The sequence below is a fragment of the Bradyrhizobium sp. YR681 genome (assembly GCF_000282615.1).
Lineage (GTDB): Bacteria > Pseudomonadota > Alphaproteobacteria > Rhizobiales > Xanthobacteraceae > Bradyrhizobium.
In genome coordinates, this window is the sequence record NZ_AKIY01000011.1 from 1 (window position 1) to 23,270 (window position 23,270).

The 23,270-nt window shown below is 65.5% G+C and carries 20 protein-coding genes and 1 pseudogene; 9 read left to right on the forward strand and 12 right to left on the reverse strand.

Annotated features, from left to right (window positions below; translation table 11 throughout):
- From PMI42_RS01220 to PMI42_RS01235, 4 genes are all read left to right on the forward strand, one after another.
- Positions 1–630: arginyltransferase (locus PMI42_RS01220; protein WP_008129819.1), on the forward strand; the 630-nt coding region annotated here is incomplete at its 5' end.
- A gap of 72 nt (positions 631–702) precedes the next feature.
- Positions 703–1,146, forward strand: coding sequence for a hypothetical protein (locus tag PMI42_RS01225; RefSeq protein ID WP_157195691.1), 444 nt, complete (start codon positions 703–705; stop codon positions 1,144–1,146).
- A 121-nt stretch (positions 1,147–1,267) separates the two neighbouring features.
- The gene (locus PMI42_RS01230; RefSeq protein WP_008129821.1) at positions 1,268–1,498 is read left to right on the forward strand and encodes an AbrB/MazE/SpoVT family DNA-binding domain-containing protein; all 231 of its coding nucleotides are present in this window, start codon (positions 1,268–1,270) and stop codon (positions 1,496–1,498) included.
- Positions 1,488–1,886: a PIN domain-containing protein gene (locus PMI42_RS01235; protein ID WP_008129822.1), complete on the forward strand. Its 399-nt coding sequence runs from the start codon at positions 1,488–1,490 to the stop codon at positions 1,884–1,886. The genes PMI42_RS01230 and PMI42_RS01235 overlap by 11 nt, the downstream gene beginning before the upstream one ends.
- A 33-nt stretch (positions 1,887–1,919) precedes the next feature.
- On the opposite strand, the gene PMI42_RS01240 is transcribed toward PMI42_RS01235, so the two are convergent.
- Positions 1,920–3,272, reverse strand: coding sequence for an Nramp family divalent metal transporter (locus PMI42_RS01240; protein ID WP_008129823.1), 1,353 nt, complete (start codon positions 3,270–3,272; stop codon positions 1,920–1,922).
- Between the two features lie 168 nt (positions 3,273–3,440).
- Here PMI42_RS01240 and PMI42_RS01245 point away from each other — a divergent pair, with 168 nt between their 5' ends.
- Positions 3,441–4,685: an MFS transporter gene (locus PMI42_RS01245; RefSeq protein ID WP_008129824.1), complete on the forward strand. Its 1,245-nt coding sequence runs from the start codon at positions 3,441–3,443 to the stop codon at positions 4,683–4,685.
- A 114-nt stretch (positions 4,686–4,799) separates the two neighbouring features.
- Here PMI42_RS01245 and PMI42_RS01250 read toward each other — a convergent pair whose 3' ends face one another.
- Positions 4,800–6,059, reverse strand: a complete 1,260-nt coding sequence (locus tag PMI42_RS01250; protein WP_008129825.1) for an adenylate/guanylate cyclase domain-containing protein — start codon at positions 6,057–6,059, stop codon at positions 4,800–4,802.
- A gap of 167 nt (positions 6,060–6,226) precedes the next feature.
- Between PMI42_RS01250 and PMI42_RS01255 the strand changes: the two genes are divergently transcribed.
- Entirely contained in the window at positions 6,227–7,384 is a 1,158-nt protein-coding gene (locus PMI42_RS01255) for an MFS transporter (RefSeq protein WP_008129826.1), read from the forward strand.
- A 31-nt stretch (positions 7,385–7,415) separates the two neighbouring features.
- On the forward strand, positions 7,416–7,607 hold the full coding sequence (locus tag PMI42_RS01260) for a hypothetical protein (RefSeq protein ID WP_008129828.1): 192 nt from the start codon (positions 7,416–7,418) through the stop codon (positions 7,605–7,607).
- On the opposite strand, the gene PMI42_RS01265 is transcribed toward PMI42_RS01260, so the two are convergent.
- The 5 genes from PMI42_RS01265 to dmeF form a co-directional block, all read right to left on the reverse strand.
- The gene (locus tag PMI42_RS01265; RefSeq protein WP_008129829.1) at positions 7,604–9,667 is read right to left on the reverse strand and encodes a methyl-accepting chemotaxis protein; all 2,064 of its coding nucleotides are present in this window, start codon (positions 9,665–9,667) and stop codon (positions 7,604–7,606) included. The two genes, PMI42_RS01260 and PMI42_RS01265, sit on opposite strands and share 4 nt — an antisense overlap.
- 73 nt (positions 9,668–9,740) lie before the next feature.
- Positions 9,741–10,406 (reverse strand): hypothetical protein, encoded by a 666-nt coding sequence (locus PMI42_RS01270; protein ID WP_240535187.1) that lies wholly within the window; start codon positions 10,404–10,406, stop codon positions 9,741–9,743.
- Positions 10,407–10,739: 333 nt separating this feature from the next.
- Positions 10,740–11,618 (reverse strand): DMT family transporter, encoded by an 879-nt coding sequence (locus tag PMI42_RS01275; RefSeq protein WP_008129831.1) that lies wholly within the window; start codon positions 11,616–11,618, stop codon positions 10,740–10,742.
- An 84-nt stretch (positions 11,619–11,702) separates the two neighbouring features.
- Positions 11,703–12,524 carry an N-acyl homoserine lactonase family protein gene (locus PMI42_RS01280; protein ID WP_008129832.1) on the reverse strand — a complete coding sequence of 274 codons (822 nt, stop codon included), beginning with the start codon at positions 12,522–12,524 and terminating at the stop codon, positions 11,703–11,705.
- An 87-nt stretch (positions 12,525–12,611) separates the two neighbouring features.
- Entirely contained in the window at positions 12,612–13,568 is a 957-nt protein-coding gene (gene dmeF, locus PMI42_RS01285; RefSeq protein ID WP_008129833.1) for a CDF family Co(II)/Ni(II) efflux transporter DmeF, read from the reverse strand.
- A gap of 204 nt (positions 13,569–13,772) precedes the next feature.
- Between dmeF and PMI42_RS01290 the strand changes: the two genes are divergently transcribed.
- Both PMI42_RS01290 and chrA read left to right on the forward strand, forming a co-directional pair.
- On the forward strand, positions 13,773–14,591 hold the full coding sequence (locus tag PMI42_RS01290) for a chromate resistance protein ChrB domain-containing protein (protein ID WP_008129834.1): 819 nt from the start codon (positions 13,773–13,775) through the stop codon (positions 14,589–14,591).
- Positions 14,591–15,976, forward strand: a complete 1,386-nt coding sequence (chrA, locus tag PMI42_RS01295) for a chromate efflux transporter (protein ID WP_008129836.1) — start codon at positions 14,591–14,593, stop codon at positions 15,974–15,976. The genes PMI42_RS01290 and chrA overlap by 1 nt, the downstream gene beginning before the upstream one ends.
- Before the next feature lie 880 nt (positions 15,977–16,856).
- Here the strand turns inward: chrA and PMI42_RS01300 are convergent.
- The 5 genes and pseudogenes from PMI42_RS01300 to PMI42_RS01320 all read right to left on the reverse strand — a co-directional run.
- Complete coding sequence (locus tag PMI42_RS01300; RefSeq protein ID WP_008129837.1) at positions 16,857–18,401, reverse strand: GMC family oxidoreductase; 1,545 nt, start codon at positions 18,399–18,401, stop codon at positions 16,857–16,859.
- Positions 18,402–18,405: 4 nt separating this feature from the next.
- Entirely contained in the window at positions 18,406–19,956 is a 1,551-nt protein-coding gene (locus PMI42_RS01305; RefSeq protein ID WP_008129838.1) for an ABC transporter substrate-binding protein, read from the reverse strand.
- Between the two features lie 404 nt (positions 19,957–20,360).
- Positions 20,361–22,619: a DNA topoisomerase IV subunit A gene (gene parC, locus PMI42_RS01310; protein WP_008129839.1), complete on the reverse strand. Its 2,259-nt coding sequence runs from the start codon at positions 22,617–22,619 to the stop codon at positions 20,361–20,363.
- Positions 22,620–22,679: 60 nt separating this feature from the next.
- Positions 22,680–22,958: a hypothetical protein gene (locus PMI42_RS01315; protein WP_008129841.1), complete on the reverse strand. Its 279-nt coding sequence runs from the start codon at positions 22,956–22,958 to the stop codon at positions 22,680–22,682.
- A gap of 101 nt (positions 22,959–23,059) precedes the next feature.
- A pseudogene (locus PMI42_RS01320) lies at positions 23,060–23,270 on the reverse strand (DNA repair protein RecO); the annotation flags it as partial.

A 23,270-nucleotide genomic window follows, 5' to 3' on the forward strand; every position in this document is an offset into this window, starting at 1 on the left:
GGCTTCCGCCGCAGCCAGTCGATCGCCTACCGCCCGGCCTGCGACCAGTGCCGTGCGTGTGTCTCGGTCCGCGTCGTCGCCAACGAGTTCCGCGCCTCCCGCAACTTCCGCAAGGTCATCGCGCGCAACGCCGACATCATCGGCGAGCAGCGCAGCGCAGTACCGACCTCCGAGCAATATTCGGTGTTCCGCGCCTATCTCGACGCCCGCCACCGCCACGGCGGCATGGCCGACATGACCGTGCTCGACTACGCCATGATGGTCGAGGACAGCCACGTCGAGACCCGCATCATCGAGTACCGCAAGCGCGGCCCCGACAGCGGCATCACCGGCCGCGGCGAGGAGCTGATCGCGGTCGCGCTCACCGACGTGCTCAGCGACGGCCTGTCGATGGTCTATTCCTTCTTCGAGCCGAGCCAGGTCAGCCGCTCGATGGGCACCTTCATGATCCTCGACCACATCGCGCGGGCGCGACGTCAAGGCCTGCCTTACGTCTATCTCGGCTACTGGATCGAGGGCTCCAAGAAGATGGACTACAAGGCCCGCTTCCTGCCGCAGCAGCGCCTCGCGCCGTCAGGCTGGCTGCGCATCGACGCGCAGGGCGATGCTGCGTCCGAGCCGCAGGATTGAGGGACGGTGGGTCGACGTCGCGTTGCGAGCGCGGGCCTGCGGTTGCCGTCTCCAAGGTCCGTCCTGTTCGCATTGTCGTTGATTGTCCCGTCGAACGCCCATGCCTGTGACGCCGGCCGCAAAGAATATTTTGGCCGCTGCGTCGCGGTGACGCCTCCCGCCCCGAAGCTTCGAACGTTCCTCAAGGACTACGGCCAGCCAATCAGCAAGATCGGCGAGGTCTCCAATCTCTTCGCACCAGACGTTCCCTTGTTCGACAAGCCCGAGCCTGGCCGCAAGATCATTCACACCTGGCGGCACCCGAACATCGACATCGAATCCGAAGCCCGGATCGACGACGTTCTTCCCGATTTCTATGTCGTGACGGTGAGCCTGTACGAAGGCCCGACATCGTGCGGGATCGAGGAGTTCAAGCAGAAGGGACCGAACACGACGTTGCGGGGCTACGTGCCAAAACACAGCCCGCAAGGATTGCCGTCGCTCTGGAGGTTCAAGCACATGAGCGGGCTGTGCTAGCGGCCACGGAAGACCCTATGGGCAAACGCTCGGCGCAGACCCCGCGGGGTTGCCGATATCGGCCTTGACATCCTGCGCGCTAGATATACATATTTTCTTGTGTATATCCAATGGAGTTAGCATGCAAGTCGCCAAATGGGGAAATAGCCTTGCAGTCCGCCTTCCCGCCGCGGTCGTCGAGGCACTTCAGCTGAAGGAAGGCGATGAGATCGAAATTCACGTTGCTGGAGAGCGGGAGTTCGGTGTGGCACGCAAGCCGGACCGTGCAGAGCTGCTAAAGCGTCTTCGTTCCCTTCGGGGTAGCCTTCCTGCCGACTTCAAGTTCGACAGAGAGGAAGCGAATGCCCGCTAGCTTCTTCGACACCAACGTCCTCGTCTATCTCGTGTCAGGCGATGCGACGAAAGCTGATCGCGCCGAGCAAGCTCTTTCGCGCGGGGGCGTGGTCAGCGTGCAGGTGCTCAACGAACTTGCCAACGTAGCCCGCCGGAAAACGCAATTGTCGTGGCGGGAGACACACACTTTCCTGGACTCGTTACGCGGGCTGCTCACGATTCATCCCGTCACGTTGGATATCCATGATACCGGCCTGAGCCTCGCCGAACGTTATGGAATGGCGACCTACGACGCGATGATCGCAGCCTCGGCGCTTCACGCGGGATGCCAGACATTGCTGTCCGAAGACTTCCAACATGGGATGGTATTGAAGGAAGGCCTTCGCATCACCAATCCCTTTGTGTGACATCACCGCAGGGCCGGCCGGTCGCCTGGGCCCTCACCCGAACAGCGTATCCGCCAGCAGCTTCAGGTTCAGAACCACGATCACGCCCGCGACGATCCATGCGATCGCGGCAACGTATGGCGGAATCGCGAACTTGCCCATCTTGCGCCGGTCCGAGACGAAGCGGACCAGCGGGATCACCGCGAAGGGCAGTTGCATCGACAGCACGACCTGGCTGAACACCAGCAAATCGGCAGTGCCGCGCTCGCCATAGATCGCGGTGACGACGATCACCGGAATGATGGCGATGCCGCGCGTCAGCAGGCGGCGCGCCCAGCTCGGCAGCCGCAGGTCGAGAAAGCCCTCCATCACGATCTGGCCGGCGAGCGTCGCCGTCACCGTCGAGTTCAGGCCGGAGGCGAGCAGCGCCACCGCGAACAGCGTTGAGGCGATGCCGAGGCCGAGCAAGGGCGAGAGCAGCTCGAAAGCCTGGCCGATCTCGGCGACATCGGAATGGCCGCTCTTGTGGAAGGTCGCGGCCGCCACCACCAGGATCGCGGCGTTGATGAACAGCGCCAGCATCAGGGCGATGGTCGAGTCCGTCGTCGCCCATTTGATCGCCTCGCGACGGCCGGTATCGTTGCGCTCATAGGCACGCGTCTGCACGATCGAGGAGTGCAGGTAGAGATTATGCGGCATCACGGTCGCCCCGATGATGCCGATCGCGATGTAGAGCATTTCCGGATTGGTGAAGATCTCGGTCTTCGGCACAAATCCGCTCAGCATCTCGGCAACCGGCGGCGCTGCCGCGGCAAGCTGGACCGTGAAACAGATCGCGATCACGACGAGCAGCGCGATGACGAAGGCTTCGAGGAAGCGGAAGCCGCGATTCATCAGGATGAGCAGCAAAAAGGCATCGAGCGCGGCGATCAGCGCGCCGCCGATCAGGGGAATGCCGAACAGCAGTTTCAGCGCGATCGCGGTGCCGATCACCTCGGCGAGATCACAGGCGATGATCGCCGCCTCGCAGGCGAGCCAGAGCATGAAGTTCACGGCCGGCGAATAGGTCGCCCGGCAGGCCTGCGCGAGGTCACGGTCGGTGACGATGCCGAGCCGCGCTGCCAGCGACTGCAGCAGGATCGCCATCAGATTCGAGAGCAGGATGACCGAGAGCAGCGTGTAGCCGAACTTCGAGCCACCGGCGAGGTCGGTCGCCCAATTGCCGGGGTCCATGTAGCCGACCGAGACCAGATAGCCCGGACCGACAAAGGCCAGCAGCCGCCGCCACCACACCCCCGCGATGGGGAGGGCGACCGTGGCATTCACCTCGGCGAGACTTTTGGTGGTTGGCGCGTCACTGCGCCAGCCGGCGGCGTCGGTAGTGAGATCGGGCGATCGAGCATCCATGAGGTCAGAATACCGAAGTCGGAGCTTATTGCAACTCATTTGCAACTGCATCTAGCCGCATCGGTTCCGGCACGGCCCCGCTTTTGCCCGCCCTGTCGGGAAGCGGGTGGGTTCGGCCCTCCCCGGAGGCGGATACTGGTGCAAGTCCGACTTTGCAGGAAATGAGCCATGTCAGCGCCGCACCGCCTCCCCGACACCTTCAGCCGCCTCGCCTGGTCCAACCTCGCCGCGCAATCGGCCGAGCAGATCGCACTGGCTGCCGCCCCCATCGTCGCGGTGCTGACGCTCGGCGTCGCCGAGGGCCAGACCGGCGCGTTGCAGACCGCGCTCACCCTGCCCTTCGTCCTCTTTGCCATTCCAGCCGGCCTGCTCGCCGACCGCATCTCCCGCCGCTCGCTGATGGCGGGCGCCGAGGCGCTGCGAACTGTGGCGCTCGGGACCATCGTGCTCCTGCTCGCGCTCGGCGCGCTCAACCTGCCGCTCCTGGCGCTGCTCGGCTTCGCCGCGGTGTGCGGCACCGTCGTCTACAGCGTGGCCGCGCCGGCGCTGGTGCCCTCGCTGGTGAGCGCCGAGCTCCTGCCGGCGGCGAACGCGCGGATCGAGCTTGCACGCACCATCGCCTTTGCGAGCGGGCCTGCGCTCGGCGGCGCGCTAGTGGGATGGTGGGGTGCGAGCCCGGCCTTCGGCTTTGCCGCGGCGCTCTCGGCCATCGCCGTGGTGCTGCTCTCCGGCATCTACGAGCCCGCGCGTGCGCCCTCACCACGCCGCCATCCATTCCAGGACATCCGCGAGGGCGCGGCCTTCGTCTTTCACCATCCGCTGCTGCGGCCGGTGTTCATCACCCAGTTCATCTTCAACACCGGCTGGTTCCTCCAGATCGCGGTGTTCGTGCCCTATGCCGTGCGCCATCTCGGCCTGACAGCCGCCGGCGTCGGGACCGTACTGACGATGTACGGCGTCGGCATGGTGATCGGCGCGCTGTTCGCCACGCGCGTGATGAAGCGGATCGCGTTCGGCACCGTGGTCGGCCTCGGCCCGGTCACCGGCTTCGTCGCCTCGCTGGTCATGGCGCTGACGGTACTGGTGCCCTCGTCCTGGCTTGCGGCCCTGAGCTTCTTCCTGCTCGGCGTCGGCCCGATCCTGTGGGTGATCTCGACCACGACATTGCGCCAGTCGGTGACGCCGCCGCGCCTGCTCGGGCGCGTCTTCGCCATCAACATCATGAGCTATGGCGCCCGCCCGCTCGGCTCGGCACTGGGTGCGATCGTCGGCGGATTTTACAGCGCTGAAGCGTGCCTCTATCTCGCCGCCGCGGTGTTCGGCGCGCAGGCGCTGGTGATCCTGCTGTCCCCGGCCGCAGCACTCGACCGGCAGCCGGACATGGTGGGCGATGAGGTGGCGGTGCGGTGCTAACCACAGCGTCATTGCGGGGAGCTCTTGCGACGAAGCAATCCAGACTGCCTCAACGGAAAGACGCTGGATTGCTTCGCTGCGCTCGCAATGACGGAGTATGTTGAGATAGCCGGGCTAATTCGCCAGGTACCGCTCGTAGCTCCCCGTCACCGGCTCGCTCGCGTCGACATCGGGATCGAGCGTGTAGAGGTCCTGCGCGTGGCCGATACCGCGCAGCGCGTAGCGGCCGGTGGAGACGAGGTAGCGGCGGCCGGCGGCATCGAGGCCCTTGTAGAACTCGGACGAGGCCAGCAGCTCGCGGTCAACCGAGCGGCTCATCGAAGCGATGCGGCTGACCTCGTTCACGGTCGGGCCCACCACCGTGAAGTCGAGCCGGTCCTCGCTGCCGATATTGCCGTAGAAGACCTCGCCGACATGCAGGCCGATATAGGCCGACGTGGTGGGACGGCCGTCGGCCGCCCGCCGCGCGTTCAGCGCTGCGACGTTCTGGCGGAACAGATGCTCGGCACGGAGCGCCGCTCGCCGCGCATGCGCCATGTCCTCGCCGATGAACATCGCCAGCACGCCGTCGCCGATCAGCTTCAGCACGTCGCCGCCGGCATCGTGGATCGCGTCGATCACCGCCTGGGCGTAATCGTTGAGGAAGGGGATGATCTCGTCGGGTCCGATGCTCTCGCTGATCCCGGTCGAGCCGCGCAAATCCGAGTACCAGAGCACGGCCTTGATGCGCTCGGTGACGCCGCGCGAGATGCGCCCGCCCAGCACCTGCTCGGAGGCGCCTCGGCCGAGATAGACCCGGCCCAGCGTGCGCGCGATGTCGACCTGCTGCGCCGACTTGATCGCAAGCCCCAGCACCGGCACGAGATCGCGTAGCGCCACGAGCTCCGGCTCGGAAAAGCCGCTGTCGCGGCGCGTGGTCCAGCAGGAGTACAGGCAATCCATCAGGCCGAGCGCGCCGTTCTCGCCGAAGCGATGCACGAAGGCGAGATAGTGCTTGTGGCCCTTTTCGGCGAGCTCGCCGAGCTGCGAAAAATCCATCGACGGCGCATCCGCAAGATCGATCACCATCTCGTCGTGGCCGTGCTCGAGCATGTGGAAGAACACGGAGCGACGCCAGCTTTGGGCCGCGTCGCCCTCGGCGGTCGAGCCGTATTCGAACGCATCGCTCTCGTTGCTCGCCCGGTCGCTCCAGCGGAAGCCGCGGCCTTCATAGATCGGGTGCAGCGTGTCGATGACGACCAGCCCGCGCGAGAGTTCCAACCCCTCGGCGCGGCAGCGCTCGCAGAAGCCGCGGAGCAGTTCGTTTTCGGGCAGGCCCGTGAGCCCCTGGCCGGTCAGCCAGTTCATCAGCGCGAGGCGCGAGGTCAATTGCATGCGTGCCATTATGGCGTGCATTCGTGACCAGCGAAAGGCCGCGCGGAGCGCTGCGTAACCAAGGCTCCCGTCCGCAGCAGGTCGAATATGCCGCAGGCGCTGTTGACGCACGCGCGCCGCACGCTGCAAATGGAACCGATGACACCGCCGACCGGAAATCCTGCACGATGAGCCAGCGCCAGCTTCCGATCATCCTGGCGCTCGGCACCACGCAGACGCTGGCCTGGGCGTCCAGCTACTATCTGCCGGCGCTGCTTGCCGATCCCATGGCGCACGACCTCGGCATTTCCTCCAACTGGATCTTTGGCGCGTTCTCGGCCTCGCTGGTGATCTCGGCGATGCTCGGCCCGCGGATTGGACGGCAGATCGATCTGGTCGGCGGACGTCAGGTGCTGTCGGCCTCCAACCTGATCATGGCCGCCGGCCTCGTGCTGCTCGGCCTCTCGCAGTCGGCGGTGGTGATGGCGATCGCCTGGCTCGTGCTCGGCATCGGCATGGCGATGGGGCTCTACGACGCCGCCTTTGCCGCGCTTGGCCGCATCTACGGCACCGAGGCACGCAGGCCCATCACCGGCATCACGCTGATGGCGGGCTTTGCCTCCACCGTCGGCTGGCCGCTCACCGCCTGGGGCCTCGCCCATATCGGCTGGCGGGAGACCTGCTTTGCCTGGGCCGCCGCCAACATCCTGATCGGCCTGCCGCTCAACGTCTTCATGCTGCCGGCGATCAAGGGCGCCAGGCAGGCAGCGGCCACGGCCGAGAAGCCACAGCTGCCGCTCGACCGCACCATGATCCTGCTCGCCTTCATCTTCGCAGCGGTGTGGACCGTCACCGGTGCCATGGCGGTCCATTTCCCCCGCATCCTCGAGACGATGGGCGCGACGCATGTCGAGGCGATTGCGGCCGGTGCGCTGATCGGCCCGGCACAGGTGGCCGCGCGCATTCTCGAAGCCGGCTTTCTGAGCCGCTTCCATCCGCTGTGGTCGACGCGGCTTGCCTGCATCACCCACCCCGTCGGCGCCGCCGTCGTCGCCATCTTCGGCGCTCCCGCCGCGAGCGCATTTGCGCTGCTCTATGGCTCGGGCAACGGCATCCTGACCATCGCGCGGGGCACGCTGCCATTGTCGATCTTCGGCCCGAAGGATTTCGGCTATCGCCTCGGCATCATCGGGGCGCCGGCACGGATGGCGCAGGCCGTCGCGCCGCTGGCCTTCGGCCTGCTCATCGACGTGATGGGCGCCAAGGTGCTGATCGTCTCCTCGGCGCTCAGCCTGTCGGCGCTGGCCGCGCTGTTTCTGATCCGCCCAGGCCAGCGGCCGGATTGACCACACTACGGCTTTCGCGCACAAGCAGGCCATGACCAACGACAACAGCCCGCCCCGCACCTTCAAAGGACTCCTGCGCTGGGCGACCACGCCGCCGCAGGCCTGGGGCGTCTATCTCCTGGCCATCATCCTGGTCTGGCTGCTGTCGTTCTATGCCGGCACGCTGAAGCCGAAGAAGACGCCGGAGGCGAGCCCGCCTGCGGCCACCGCGCCGAAGAGCTAGGCGGCCCTGACGTCCTCGACGAAGCTGCCCACCTCGCTCGTCAACTGCTCGGCCTGTCGCGACAGACCGTCGGCGGCGCTCAGCACCTCGCTCGCCGCGACGCCCGTTTCCGTCGCCGCCTTGCTCACGCCGCTGATGTTCGCCGTCACGTCCTTCACCGATTGCGACGTCTGTTGAACGTTGCGGGCGATTTCCGCCGTTGCCACGCCCTGCGCCTGGACGGCGGTCGCGATCACGTTCGAGATCGAGCTGACCTCTTCGATGGTACCGCTGATGCCGCGGATCGCGTCGACGGCCTCCTTGGTGGCGGTCTGAATTTGCGCAATCTGGGCGCCGATCTCCGCCGTTGCCGAGGCCGTCTGGGTCGCCAGCATCTTCACCTCGGAGGCGACCACGGCAAAGCCTCTCCCGGCATCGCCGGCCCGCGCCGCCTCGATCGTCGCGTTCAGGGCCAAGAGGTTGGTTTGGGCGGCGATGGCCTGGATCAGGGTGACAACCTCGCCGATCTTTTCGGCGCCTTCGGCCAGGGTCTGCACGATCTTGTCGGTCCGCTGCGCATCGGCCACCGCGCGTCCGGTGATGGTCGAGGATTGCGCGACCTGACGGCTGATCTCGCTGATCGACGCCGTCAGCTCCTCGGCGGCGGAAGCGACCGTGCTCGCGCCGACGCTGGCTTCCTCGGCCGCCGCGGCGACCGTCGTCGCCTGCCCCTTGGTCTGCGTCGCGGTCGAGGACATCGATCGCGCCGTGGTCTCGAGCTCGGTCGCCCCCGACGCCAGCAGCGCCACCATGGCCCCCGCCTTGGCCTCGAAATCGCTGACCAGGCCTTCGAGACGCGCCGTGCGCTTCTCCTTGACGATGCGCTCGGCGGCCTGTTCTCCAGCCAGTCGATTGGTGGTGGCCATGGCCTCCTTGAACACCTGCACCGCGAGGGCCATGCCGCCGATCTCGTCCTTGCGGGCGGCAAACGGCACCTCGGCTTCCTCGTTGCGGGCAAGCCGGGTCATCACCTCCGAGAGCTTCGATATCGGCGTGAGCAGATGACGCACCAGCAGCAAGGACGCAGCGGCCGACAATCCCAGAACGACCAGGATAGCCGCGGCGGCGAACAGGATGCCGCCCAGCCCGTCGGATTCGTCCCGCTCGGCCACAGCCTGCGCATCGCGCAAGGCGGCGTCGCGGATTCCCAGCAGCGAGGCGTTCGCGCCCGTGGCGGATTTGCGCCATTCGTCCACCGACACCGCATAGGGCGTGCCGTCGAATGCGGCCTTGGTCAGTCCGTCGCGCAGCGGCTTGTCCGAACCGAAATAGCGATCCCTGGCCGCACCGACGCTGCCCCGCGTGCTCTTCGGCGCGTGAGCATCGTCGCCGCGATCGAGGATTTCAGCCCAGAGCCGCGTCATCTGGCCGTTCGCAGCGCTGAGTTCGTCCCGCTCCGCCAATGTGGCCGGACGGCCCGCCGTCACGAGTCCCGAAATCAGCAGCGAGACCTGACCGGCGGTCTGCCGGATCACCCAGCCCTTCTGCGCAACGTCGAGCAAATTTCCCGCCGTGGTGCTCAGCCGCATCGTCGCCTTGATGCCGCTCTCCAGCAGTTCATTCAGGCTCGCCATGGCCTCGGCGTAGTCCCGCATCGCCTTGGCGGCGATGCCGGAAGGACGCTCGGCCAGCGGCTTCTGCCAGTGTGAGGCGGCCTCCTCGCGCGCGGCGGCAATCCTGGCCGCGGCCGCCTTGACCCGCTGCGTCAGGTCGGCATCGCCGCGGGCAAGCGTCTCCAGCTTGGCCAGGGCCTCGTCACTGGTCCGGCGATTATCCGCGAACTCCTTGAGCACCGCATCGTCCGCCGCGGATTTCCCGAGCAGCGCCCGATTGACCGGACCGCGCTCGATGGTCAGGCTGCCGACCGCATCGAAGCCGGCTGCCAGACGAGTCTCCAGGGCGTGCGCCGCGATGGCGTTCTGGTAGGCGCTCCAGCGCTCGCTCAGTTGAAGGCCTGACGTCAGAACCACGACGCCCGACATCAGTGCCGCAATCGCAATTCCCGACCGCTTGATCGACATGCCCCGCTCCTCATTCGTATTCCTGCCCGTGACGTGAGGCTGGCCCCCGCCAGTCCCCGCGCCCGCACGCGGTCTATTTCAGTTCGAACTCGACCAGTTCGACGGTCGACGTCCCCACGTTTCGCATCGTCCGCACCGGCCCCGTATTCTGCCAGGCGAAGTCGCCATACTTCAGGTTGAGCTTGTGGTCCGGCTTGCCCTCAATGCCCTCGACCAGCATGCCCCCCTGCACCACGATCCGCACGCCGGGCGCCGCCTGCTGCATCGCCGGCGCGGCCTCGCCCGGCTGCAGGATCAACCGCCAGGCCTGGACCCGGTGATTGTCCATCACCGGAGCGTAGGGTGCGGGGCGAGCAAGCGGCGTGAAGCGCCCCGGCTCCGAATCGAAGATCTCGAAACCCATGATCCGGAAGTCGCTGGAGCCGACATTGGCAACCTGATGCACCCCCGGCTTCTTCGTGTAGTTGGTGAACAGCACTTCGCCGACCTTGCGCGGCGTGATGGAGGGCTTGCCGCCAAGCGGCGTCCCCTCCGCATCCGAGACCGCCATGTACACCTGGGCAAAATCCCTTGTGTGGCTGTGATAGGCCGCGATCTGTCCGGGCGGGATCGTGACATTCATGAACTGAAGATATTCGTTCTTGAACGTCTGATCGTGAAAGCTCGCGAACTCGATCGGGACGATATCTGGATCGCCTGCGGCGCTCACGCGCTGCGGCAGCACAGTCGCTCCAAGCACCGCGCAACAACCGCACAAGAACTGACGCCGTCCGATCGAATTACGCATATGCTTGCCGCTCTGTTGAATTACGCACGTCAACATGCATATCGGCCGACTCTTTAAAGCCCGCTTAAATGAAGGCCTGATCGAACTTCAGAGAATGCATGGCCGTCTCTTCGAACGGCATGTCTGTTGAACTGATGATGAGCAAGATGCCGAAACGATGAGCAACGCAGTGACGAAGAATCGCTTCATCCTGCATCGAGCTGCACGACGTACTGCGGTTACGAGGCAGACTTTTTCGTAAAATTGCGACGACAGTTTTGTGGCCGCGACAATACGCGCAGCGGATCAATTCGTCCTTGCTTCGCTGGTCGCGATCCAAATTCCGGCGAACACGGCAACGAGCCCGATCAGGAGATTTGCCGTGATCGGCTCGCCGATCAGCAACGCCGCGAGAAGCGTCGCGGCAATCGGGTTGACCGTCATCGTGTTGGCAACCCGTGTCGGCGTCGCCCGCGCCAGCGCCATGACCCAGAGGATGAAGGCGAGCGCGCCGCCGCCGATGCCGAGATAGATGCCGGCGATCCACTGCGCGAAAGTGAAATGATCGAGCGCCGCAAAGCTGCCCTTCACCAGACCCGCCAGCACCAGCACGATGGCGCCCGCCCCCATGCCGACCGTGAGGAAACCGAGCGCGCTGGAGCGCTGCATCAGCGGGCGCGACAGCACGTTGTAGAATGCCATGCAGAACACGGCGCCGGTCATGATCAGCTCGCCGCGCCAGGCCCCGGGCGGGCTCTGCGCCAGGCCCGCGGCCAGCGCCGCCGCAACGCCGAGCATGGCGATGCCGACGCCAATGATCTTGCGCGCGGTCAGGCGCTCGACGCCTAGGATCGCGCCGACCACCATGGTGTGGAGCGGCAGCGTCGCCAGCGCGAGACTGGCGCGCGCGGCGGTCGTGTAGGACACCGCGATATTGTAGAGGATGAAGAACAGGCCGAAGAAGCAGATGCCGAGCAGCGCCATGGCCGGCCAGTCGGACCGAGGCGGAAAGCGCACGCGGAGCAGCAGCGCGCAAGGCAGCAGGCAGAGGAAACCGATCCCCCAGCGCAGGATCGCGAGCAGGATCGGATCGGCGCCACCGACGAGATAGCGGGTGATGGCCGCAGCGGTCCCGCCGAGGCTGCTCGAGACAAGCGCGATCGCAACCCCGAGCCACTCCCCCACGATCGTCTCCCGTTGCGGAGCCTTTGGGTGCGGCTAGCACATCCCTGCTGCCACCAGTGTGGCAACAGGGCGGCTTACAAAGAGCTAATCGTAAAACTCCGGCGCCATCTTCTGGCTGTCGCGCTGCGCCTTGTCGTGGTTGATCCAGAGCTGCGCCTTCTCCTTGTCGAGCGTCTCGGCGATCTTCTGCATCGAGGCTGCACTCAGCTCCTTGTTGGCGTTCATGCTGGGGACGCGGCGGTTGTCCCAATTATCCCTGAAGTGCACGGCATCGCCGGACAGCACGACCGCGCCGGTCTTCGGCAGCTTCACCAGCAGCGACTGGTGCCCCGGCGTATGGCCCGGCGTCGACAGGATGGTCACGCTGCCATCGCCGAACACGTCCTTGTCGCCCGCGAGCAGCTCCACCGGATGCGACGGCTTGAAGCGCGGCTCGTTGTTGGCGCCGGGCCAGTCATATTCGGCCTTCTGCACATAGAGTGTGGCTTGCGGGAACAGCTCGACATTGCCGGAATGATCAGGGTGGGTGTGAGACACCGCCATTGCCTTGATGTCGTCAGGCTTGACGCCGAGCTGCTCGAGCTGGCCCGCAAGCGTCTTCGGCCGTTTCCAGGTCACCGCCTTGGGATCGGCCGGCGCAAGACCGTTCGGCATGGCGGCGACGGCATCGGCGATGCCGGTGTCCCACAGGAACCAGCCCTTGGCGTGCTTGACGAGATAGCAGCTGTCGACGAAGTCCATCGTCTTGCCCTCGTTCAGGCCGGGCGTCCAGCGCGAGATGTCGCCGGCGGTCCCCTCGCCGCAATTGAGGACGTAGAGTTTTTCGACGCCGGACTGCGCGACAGCCACCTGGCTCGAGAGAGCGAGTGCAGCGATGGCGAGAGCAAACTTGATCCTGGGCAGCATCCTTGTCCCTCCTTGCAGCGTCTTGTGTGGGCCGCGACCGAGGATCAACCCCGGCCGCGCCGCGGAATTCCGTCTTTGCGGATCACATCAGTGCGGGCAGGTCTCGACCTCGACCGTGACATGGCTGAGGCGCTTCAGCCCGGCGAGCCGCTTCTTGTAAACGGCCGGCTGCTTCGGCGTGTCCGACACCACGGACAATAGCACCGCGCAATGGCCCGGTCCGACCTGCCAGAGATGCAGGTCGGTGACGCGGTCGTCACCGACCTCCATCCGCGCCCGGATCACCCGCTCAAGTTTCTCGTCGGCGCGCACATCGAGCAGCACGGCGCCCGAGGTCTTGATCAGGCCGAATGCCCAGCTCGCGATCACCGCGCTGCCGATCAGGCCGACGGCCGGATCGGCCCAGACCCAGCCCGAATACATCGCGACAACCAGCGCGCCGATCGCCAGCACCGAGGTCGCGGCATCTGCCATGACGTGGACATAGGCGGCGCGAAGATTGTTGTCGTGATGATGGTGGTGATGATCATGATCGTCGTGATCATGATGCGCGTGGCCATGATCGTGGCCGTGATGGTGATGATCATGGCTGTCGCGGAGCAGCCACGCGCTGGCGAGGTTGACGCACAGGCCGAGGGCTGCAACCGCAATGGCCTCGCCATAGACGATCGGCACCGGCGTGAACAGCCGCAGCGCGCTCTCGTAAGCGATCTCGACCGCGATCAATCCGAGGATGATCGCGCTGGAAAAGGCGGCGAGATCGCCGAACTTGCCGGTGCCGAAGGTGAAGTGTGAATTCCCCAGATGCCGGCGCGCGAAGCGGTAGGCGAAGGCCGCGATGCCGAGCGCCGCCGCATGCGTTCCCATGTGCCAGCCGTCGGCGAGCAGCGCCATCGAGCCGAACAGCGAGCCGGCGACGATCTCCCCGATCATCATCACCAGCGTCAGAACGACCACGAGCCATGTGCGCCGCGCGTTCTCGTCGTGCCTCTCGCCCAGGAAGGCGTGGTCATGGGTCCATTGTTCGATGGAATGGGAGTGCATCGGCTCAACTCTCCGGAAACCAGAATCCGCAAGGGCTCAATATAAGCCCCGGCAGCCTATCTTTCTAACGTCAAATGCCGCCAAAACCGGCGATTGACAGGACGCCGCGGTTTCGCTGTAATTGGCCCATGGGGATTTGAGCGATCTCCCCACGAGGCGACATGCCCAAGTATCGCGTCCCGTTTGTTTTCACGAGGGCGCATCATGTCTTCCTACACGACGATATCATCTGACAAATTGGCACGGCTGATCGGCACGGCGAACGCCCCTGCCCTGATCGACGTGCGCACGGACGAGGATTTTGCCGCCGACCGGCGGCTGATCCCCGGCTCCATCAAGCTCAGCCACGACAACGTGCCCGACTGGGGCAGCGCGTTCGCGGGCCGCACCGCCATCGTCTCCTGCCTGCGCGGCGCCAAGCTGGCACAGGGCACGGCCGCCTGGCTCAGGCAGCTAGGGGTCCAGGCCGAGACGCTGGAAGGCGGCTTCGAGGGCTGGAAGGACGCAAAGCTGCCGCTGCTCGACACGCGCAAGCTGCCGCCGCGCGATGCGAAGGGACGCACCGTGTGGGTGACGCGGGCGAGGCCCAAGGTCGACCGCATCGCCTGCCCCTGGCTGATCCGCCGCTTCGTCGACCCGGGCGCGGTGTTCCTGTTCGTGGCGCCGTCCGAAGTGGTCGCCGTCGGCGAACGCTTCAATGCGGCGCCCTTCGACATCGAGAACGTGTTCTGGAGCCACCGGGGCGAGCTCTGCACCTTCGACGTGATGATCGAGGAGTTTGGCATCGCCACGCCGCCGCTGCTCCGGCTCGCGACGCTGGTGCGCGGCGCCGACACGGGGCGGCCCGACCTCGCGCCGGAGGCGCCCGGCCTGCTCGCGGCGTCGCTCGGGCTGTCGCGGATGTATGACGACGACCTCGAACAGCTCGAAGCCGGCATGACGCTCTATGACGCCTTCTACCGCTGGTGCCGCGACGCCACGGCCGAGACCCACAACTGGCCGACCAACAAGGCGAAGGCGTAATGGATACCCGTAACGTTCAAGCAGAAGCTGATGCCGGTCACGGCATCAGCTTCAATGAAGCTTTCCGCGTCTGGCTGCGCGTCGCCTGCTTAAGCTTTGGCGGGCCCGCGGGCCAGATCGCGGTGATGCATCGCATCCTGGTCGAGGAGAAGAGGTGGATCTCCGAGGGCCGCTTCCTGCATGCGCTGAACTATTGCATGCTGTTGCCGGGACCGGAGGCGCAGCAGCTTGCGACCTATGTCGGCTGGCTGATGCACCGCACCGCCGGCGGGCTGATGGCGGGCGGGCTGTTCATCCTGCCAGGCATCATCGCCATCATGGGCCTCAGCTACGTCTACGCCGCCTTCGGCAATGTCAGCTTCGTCGAGGCGCTGTTCTTCGGGCTGAAGGCCGCCGTGCTCGCCATCGTGGTCGAGGCCGTGTTTCGGGTCGGCAAGCGCGCGCTGAAGAACCGCATCATGATTGCGCTCGCCGCGATCGCCTTCGTCGCGATCTTCTTCTTCGCGGTCCCCTTCCCGATCATCATCATCGCCGCCGGCATGATGGGCTATATCGGCGCGAGGCAAGGCCGCCCGGAATTTGCCCCGGCCGGTCACGGCCCGAGCGACAGCAGCGCCGCGATCGACAGCATGCTCGGCGACGCCGTGCCCGATCACGTCCGCCCCAACACGGCGCGCGCGATCCGCGTCGGCGCGCTGTGGCTGGCGCTCTGGCTCGCGCCCGTGATCGCGCTGCTCCTGGCGTTCGGCCAGGCCAACGTGTTCAGCCAGATCGCGCTGTTCTTCTCGAAGATGGCCCTGGTCACTTTCGGCGGCGCCTATGCGGTGCTGGCCTATGTCGCCCAGCAGGCGGTCGAGCATTATCACTGGCTGAAGCCGCACGAGATGCTCGACGGCCTCGGCATGGCCGAGACCACACCGGGCCCCTTGATCATGGTGCTCCAGTTCGTGGGCTTCATGGCGGCCTATCGCGATCCGGGCGGGCTATCGCCGATGCTGGCTGCAATATGGGGCGGCCTGCTCGCGACCTGGGTCACCTTCACGCCCTGCTTCCTCTGGATCTTCGTCGGTGCGCCCTACATCGAGCGCCTGCGCGGCAACACCGGCCTTGCCGGCGCGCTCAGCGCGATCACCGCCGCCGTCGTCGGCGTGATCCTCAACCTCTCGATCTGGTTCGCGCTGCACACGCTGTTCCGCGAGACCGCGCCGGTGCATGCGTTCCCGTTTGCGTTCGACAGGCCGGTGCTGACCAGCGTCGACATTCCCGCGCTGCTGCTGTCGGTCGCGGCGGCGATTGCGATCTTCCGGTTCAAGCTTGGGATGCTGACGGTGCTGGCGGGCAGCTGCGCGGCGGGCGTCGCGCTGCGGCTGGCGGGGGTAATCTAGAGCACTCAGCCTTGTAGGATGGGTTTCGCTGCGCTCTACCCATCCTACGGACTATCCACCCGAGACCCGCCTGGCGTCCCGTCGGGCAATACGCCCGCGCAAATTCTCCACCTCGCCTGTCAAGTCCCCGCGCCGAAAATATTCCACTTTACCGAAATTCGGATTTATCGCACATACGGAACACCCTGGCCCGAGACAAGGGGCGGATCGCGATCGTCACGAACCGCGGGCTGGGGTGCGATGGACGCGACGGCGTCGGGCGCGAATGGTCTTTGCAGGGCGGCTTCGGCTGTGAGCAATGGTCATCGCGCATACGACACGACGCTGACAGCATCTTCGCATGGCTTCGGGGGCGAGCACACGCCACCCTCCGGAGTCCCAGCGAAAATGTGCGCGGACGGAGAAGTCGTGTGGTCCTGACGCCCGGGGTCTGTGCGTCAAGCCTTGCGGTGATGTTGCGATCCAACCGGACACGCGCATCAGCTATCCGCTAGCGCGACGGGGGCAATAGTGCATCGCTCCCCGGGGAGAGCACGAAGGACACCGTTAAAACCATTCGCGCAGGGAGGCCGGGCGATCCGGCGAGACCTGTGGTCCACCCCGTGTGCATTTCTACAGCGCACGGACCTGCGGGTGCCAGCCGGCGCCCGGCCTTCCCTGCGCCCTTGTCTCCATGAGGGCGTGAAACGGAGAGAAAACTCGGGCACAACACGCCGCGAGAAGGCGATGGCGTGTCTGCTGTTTGAAAATGTGAACTGGAGAGCGATGGCCTCATCACTTGCTCCGTCATTGCGAGCGAAGCGAAGCAATCCAGACTGTCTCCGCGGAAAGGATTCTGGATTACTTCGCTTCGCTCGCAATGACGTGGAGGCAGCAAAAGCTACCGCATCATCATCCGCGCAATGGCCTCGCCGATCACCACCGTCGTGAAATGCGTGTTGGCCCGGCAATCCGACGGCATGATCGAGGCGTCGGCGACGCGCAGGCCGCTTATTCCCTTCACCGAACCATCGGGATTGACCACACCGTCAGCGTCATTGACACCGGTCATACGGCAGCTGCCGGCAGCGTGCTGGATATCGCCGGTCTCACGGCGAAGCAGCGCGTCGAGCTCGTGATCCGGCAGGCTTGCTGCCTGCGGCAGCGTCAGATCGGTATCGATCAGCCTGATCCAGTCGGCGATGCCTGATAGCGCCGGTTGCGACGTGATCACGGCCAGCCGCTTCACCGCGTCCATCATCCGGAGCATGTCACGAGGATCGGCCAGCATGTTCTCCTCGACAATCGGATCGATGGATGGATCGGTCGAGGCCAATTTGAGCGTCCCGCGCGAATAGGCGTTGAACAATCCGGCACCGATCGCTCCGGGCATTCCAATGCCGCGGTGATTGAATGCGATCAGGATCATGTCGCGCTTGCCGCCGTTGGCAAGGCCGGACGAGTACGTCACGCAGCAATTGGTGTGACGAGTATCCGGATCGGTCGGCCGCAGATTTTCGTGAAGCTGGATCGTGGCGCGAAACAGCGGATGGTCGAAGAAGTGCTTGCCGACCGGCAGGTCGCGTTCGACCGCGATCCCCATCGCCTTCAGCTCGTCGGCAGGTCCAATGCCAGAGCGCAGCAGGATCGCCGGACTGTGGATTGCGCCGGCACACAGCACGATCTGGCGTGCGCTGATCTCCTGGGTGCCCTGCCCCTCGAAATGGACGCGAAGGCCGGTCGCCCTTCCGTCGCTGATCAGCACGCGATCGACCAGCGCATGCCCACGGATTTCCAGATTGGCGCGGCCGCGCGCGGGCTCCAGATAACCCTCATTGGTGGTGATGCGGCGGCTGTCGCGGCTGTTGATGGGATAGCAGGCGACGCCCTCTCCGTCAGGGCCGTTGACGTCGGCGCACCAGGGATAGCCGCTCGCAAGCGCGGCGTCGCGCAAGCCGCGGTCGATCGGGCCCCATTTTTCCGGCGGCGCGCGATAGACCGGCAACGGTCCGCCGCGGCCATGGCCTGCGGCGTCGCCGAACTCGACATCGTCCTCGATCACCGAGAATAGCGGCATCACGTCTTTCGCCGACCAGCCGGTGCAGCCATTGGCGGCCCATTCGTCGAACGCATCGGCGACGCCGCGGATCGCGATCTGGCCGTTCATCATCGAGGAGCCACCGAGCCCCTTGCCGCGCCAGTAGAAGCGCGGCTCCTGCCCCGCCACCCGGCGCGTCAAGAGATCAGGCCACTGCCATTTCTCCTGGTACTCGCGCTTGTGGATGATCGGAATGGGGTTCGGCGTCCGCACCTCCCACGGCGCCTCGTCGGCGCGCCAGTCGAGACCTGCTTCTAGCAGCAGGACGCGCCGTGCCGGATCCTCGGAGAGCCGGGCCGCAACCGCGGCGCCGGCAGAGCCGCCGCCGACAACAATGACATCGTACATCGCGTTACTTCTCAACGTTCCAGAACACCGGGATGGCGGACGGTATCAGATTGCGAAGCGTCGCGCGATAAAGCGCCGGCTGGGCGAACTGGCCCCACGGGATCGCCGGCGCCTGGTCGTACATGACGGACTGGATCTCGCCGGCGATCTTCTTGCGATCCTCCTCGGCGGGCGCCTTGGCGAAGGCTTCCATCAGCGGCGTGATGCGCGCATCGCACTGCCATCCGGTGAAGTCGGCGCAGTTGAAGGCGACCATGACGTTGGTCAACGGTGAGCCGAGGTCAAAGCCGCCGGCGTGAACGCCATAGACGCTCCAGCCCTCCTTCTTGGCGCGGCGTGCCAGCACGCTCGCCCAGTCCATCACCTGGAGATCGACGTTGAAGCCGGCCTGCTTCAGCCGCTCGGCCAGCACCTGCGCCGAGACGCGCGGGGCCTCGAGATCGTTGGCCTCCATGACGACGACAGGCTCGCCAGCATATTTGGTCGCCTTCAGCGCGGCCTTCGCGGCCTCGATCGACGGCTTGGCGGCAGCGTCCGTGCCGGCCTTGCTTTCATAGGTGGTGCCGCAGGTGAAGTAAGTCGCGCAAGGTGTCGCGTATTTGGCATCGAGCCCGAGCGCATCCAGCACCTCGCGCTGGTCGACCAGCTTCCACAGCACGCGCCGGATCGCGGGATCGTCGAACGGCTTCGAAGCGGCATTGAGGCGATAGGCGCCCGCGAACATGTTGCCGCCGGTAAAGTTCACGAGCTTGACCTTTGCGTTCTTCTCCAACTGCGGCAGCAGATCGAACGGGGCGTATTGCATGAAGTCGATCTCGCCGGCTTGCAATGCGGAGGCCGCGGTCGAGCCGTCGGGGATGACCCTGATCTCGAGCGTATCGACGTTGACGCGCTTGCCGCCGGCGAGGAAGTCGGCGGGCTCGGAGCGCGGCACGTAGTCGGCGAATTTCTTCAGGATCATGCGATCGCCGGTGCGGTGATCGGCCTTGCTGTAGACGAACGGGCCCGAGCCAACGATCTCGGTGATGCGCTGGTCGCCGGGCGTCTTGGCAATGCGCTCGGGCATCATGAAGGCTACCGGGCTGACGGGATTGCCGAGCGCGTCGATGACGAGGCCCGACGGCTCCTTCAGCGTCAGCACGAACGTCTTGGCATCCGTCGGCTCGAGCGAGGCCGTGATCGCAAAAATGCGGCGGCCAAGCGCGCTGCGGGTGCCCCAGCGGCGCAGCGACGCGACGCAATCGGCCGCCGTGACCGGCTGGCCGTCATGCCACTTCAGGCCGTCGCGCAGCGTGAACGTATAGGTCAAGCCGTCGGCCGAGACCTTCCAGTCCTGCACCATCTGCGGCTTGATGTCGCCCTTGGAGTCTTTCGCAAACAGCGTGTCGAACACCATGTAGCCGAACGTGCGCGAAATATAGGCCGTCGAGAAATGCGGATCGAGCGTGACGATCTCCGCCTCGAGCACCGCGACAAGGTTGCCCGCCGCATGCGCCGGCGCCGCGACAATCGCGAGGGCGAACAATGCCGGAATGAATGACTTTGGTTTGAACATTGGGGCCTTTTGCTTCTTCTTGAGAGTTCATTTGCAGGCAAAGAAAAAGCAATGTTCGTGCCCGATCAACGCAGGCACTTATGCGCTCACGACTATCTGCCAAGCGTTTGCGCGGATGCGCACTTTGAGTTGGAGAGCGGCGCTGTCGCATCCCGTCATTGCGAGCGCAGCGAAGCAGAGTCTTTCCGCTGCGGCAGTATGGATTGCTTCGTTGCACTCGCAATGACGATGGAGAGACAGTGCTGTAGGGTGGGCAAAGGAGCGTAGCGACGTGCCCACCATTCCACGACGCCCGCGAAGTGGTGGGCACGCTTCGCTTTGCCCACCCTACGGGACCGTCGCTGCGGCCCGGCTCTGCGCAGCAACGCAAGAGCGTTGCAGCGCGTCCGGGACACGAGACCGCCCTACCCGATCACCTTGCCGAACTTGTTCGACTTCGGGAAACCCTTCGGCGGCAGGCGGCCGGCATCCGCGCGGGTGCCCTTCCACTCCGCAAGCTCCTTCATGGTCGCGGAGAATTCGCGGCCCGCGGAGTCCTTCCAGGTCAGGCCGGCCTTGGCCTCGAACACGGCGACGTCCGAAAGGCCGCCGTCCTTGTATTTCTGCAAGCGCACGCCGCGACCGCGGGCCATCTCCGGCACTTGATCCAGCGGGAAGACCAGCATCTTGCGGTTCTCGCCGATCACCGCGACGGTGTCGCCGATCACCTCGGTGACCGTGCGCGCCTCGTTCGGCATGTCGACGTTGAGGACCTGCTTGCCCTTCTTGGTGGTGCCGACGCAATCGTCCTCGTTGACGACAAAACCCTGGCCCTCGTGGCTCGCGACCAGGAATTTGCGTCCGCCCTTGTTGACGAACAGCGCAACGGGCGCGGCCTCCTGCTCGAGGTCGATGAACAGGCGGATCGGCTCGCCGTGACCGCGGCCGCCCGGGAGCTTGGCGACATCGAGCGAGTAGAATTTGCCGTTGGTGGCGAACAGCAGCAGCTTCGAGGTCGTCTCCGCGAAGAACGCAAAACCGAGCTTGTCGTCCTGCTTGAAGGCAAGGCCCGAGAGGTCCTCCACGTGCCCCTTCATGGTGCGGATCCAGCCCTTGTCGGAGACGACCACCGTCACCGGCTCGCGCTCCACCAGGGCTTCCTCCATCGCGGCGAGATCGTGCTCGGGCGCATCCGCAAAGGTGGTGCGGCGCTTGCCGAGCGGCGTCTTCGGTCCGAACATGTCGCGGACCTTGCCGACCTGCTCGCCGACCTTCTTCCACTGCTCGGCTTCGGAGGCGAGCACCGCGTTGATGCCCTTGAGCTCGGCGCGGAGGTTCTTGTCCTCGGTGCGGATCTCCATCTCTTCGAGCTTGCGCAAGCTGCGCAGCCGCATGTTGAGAATGGCTTCGGCCTGCACCTCGGTGAGCTTGAACGCCTTCATCAACGCGGGCTTCGGTTCATCCTCGGTGCGGATGATCCTGATGACCTCGTCGATGTTCAAATAGGCGATCAGGAAGCCGCCTAGGACCTCCAACCGGTGCTCGATCTGGGCCTTGCGGTAGTTGCTGCGGCGGATCAGGACGTCGCGCAGATGGTCCAGCCATTCGCGCAAGCACTCCGCGAGCCCCACCACCTTGGGGATGCGGCCCTTGATCAGCACGTTGAGGTTCAGCGGAATCTTGTTTTCGAGCTCGGTCAGCCGGAACAGCGATTCCATCATCAAGGCGGGATCGACGTTCTTCGACTTCGGCTCGATCACGATGCGGACGTCTTCGGCGGACTCGTCCCTGATGTCGCCGACCAGCGGCAGCTTCTTCTGGTCGAGCAGCTCGGCGACCTTCTCGATCAGGCGGGACTTCTGCACCAGATAGGGAATCTCGGTGACGACGACGACCCAGGCGCCGCGTGCGCCCTCTTCCTGCTCCCACCGCGCACGCACGCGGAACGAGCCGCGGCCGGTGGTGTAGGCTTCGGCGATGGCCTGCTTGGAATCGACGCAGATGCCGCCGGTCGGGAAATCGGGTCCCTTGACCCACTTCATCAGCGCCTTCGAGTTCGCGTCGGGCTTCTCGATCAGATGCAGCGCGGCGTCGCAGAGCTCGGCGGCATTGTGCGGCGGGATCGAGGTCGCCATGCCGACCGCGATGCCCTGCGCGCCGTTGGCGAGCAGGTTCGGGAAGCCGCCGGGCAGCACGACCGGCTCCTTCGACTGGCCGTCGTAGTTGGGACGGAATTCGACGCCGTCCTCGTCGATGCCCTCGAGCAGAAGCCGCGCGACGTCGGTCATGCGCGCTTCGGTGTAACGGTATGCGGCGGGATTATCGCCGTCGATATTGCCGAAATTGCCCTGGCCGTCGACCAACGGGTAGCGCGAGGAGAAATCCTGCGCGAGGCGAACCATTGCGTCGTAGATCGCCTGGTCGCCATGCGGATGGAACGAGCCCATCACGTCGCCGACGATCTTGGCGGATTTCTTGAAGGCCGTGCCGGGATCGAGCCTGAGCAGGCGCATGCCGTAGAGGATGCGCCGGTGCACCGGCTTCAGCCCGTCGCGCGCATCCGGCAGCGCGCGGTGCATGATGGTGGAGAGCGCGTACGCAAGATAGCGCTCTTCCAGCGCCTCACGCAGCGGCACTTCGTGAATTTCGGCCGGTTCCTCCGGCGGAATCAATCGTTTTCCCATGCCGCCCGGTTAAACCGTGGAAGCGAATCGGGCAAGGAGCGATTGGTTCCCTGTGGGCTTCTACTGGCCCGCCCAGCCGGCGGTCACGGTCGGTTGGGTCTTGGCCTGCGCCGTGACCGGCGCATTGGTCAGGCAACGCCGGGCCGCCTCGATTTCAGCCTCGGTTGCGCCCTTGGACCGGGCCCATGTCTCTGCGGCCGCAGCGGAATATTTCGCCACATAGTACCGCACGACGGTGCAGGATGCCCGGCGAAACACGCCAGGTTGCGGCTCGCCGGCCATGGCGTCCGGCGCAAACGCGAGCAGCGCCGCGGACAAGGCAAATCCCCTGATCAACATTTGGGCCGTCCCCGTTATGGAACCAGTGGGGCCAACTCGACCTCCTCTGTTTCGTTCCGGGGGAACGCCATGTCCTGCGGCAGGGCAGAGGCGCCGTCAGGTCATGGCGCCGGAATCGCCGCCTTCGCCTGCTGCCGCGTCAGGGCATTGATGAAGCCGGCGCGCGCGTCGGAATGGGCCTGTCCGCGCGGCTCCAGCACATGGCGCAGCAGGAACAGGCCGGTGAGCCGAAAGCCGTCCTGGAGATCCTGGTCCGTGAGGTCGCTGGCGGTCTCGCATTGGCGCAGGAACGGTGGCAGGCGCAGCAGCCGG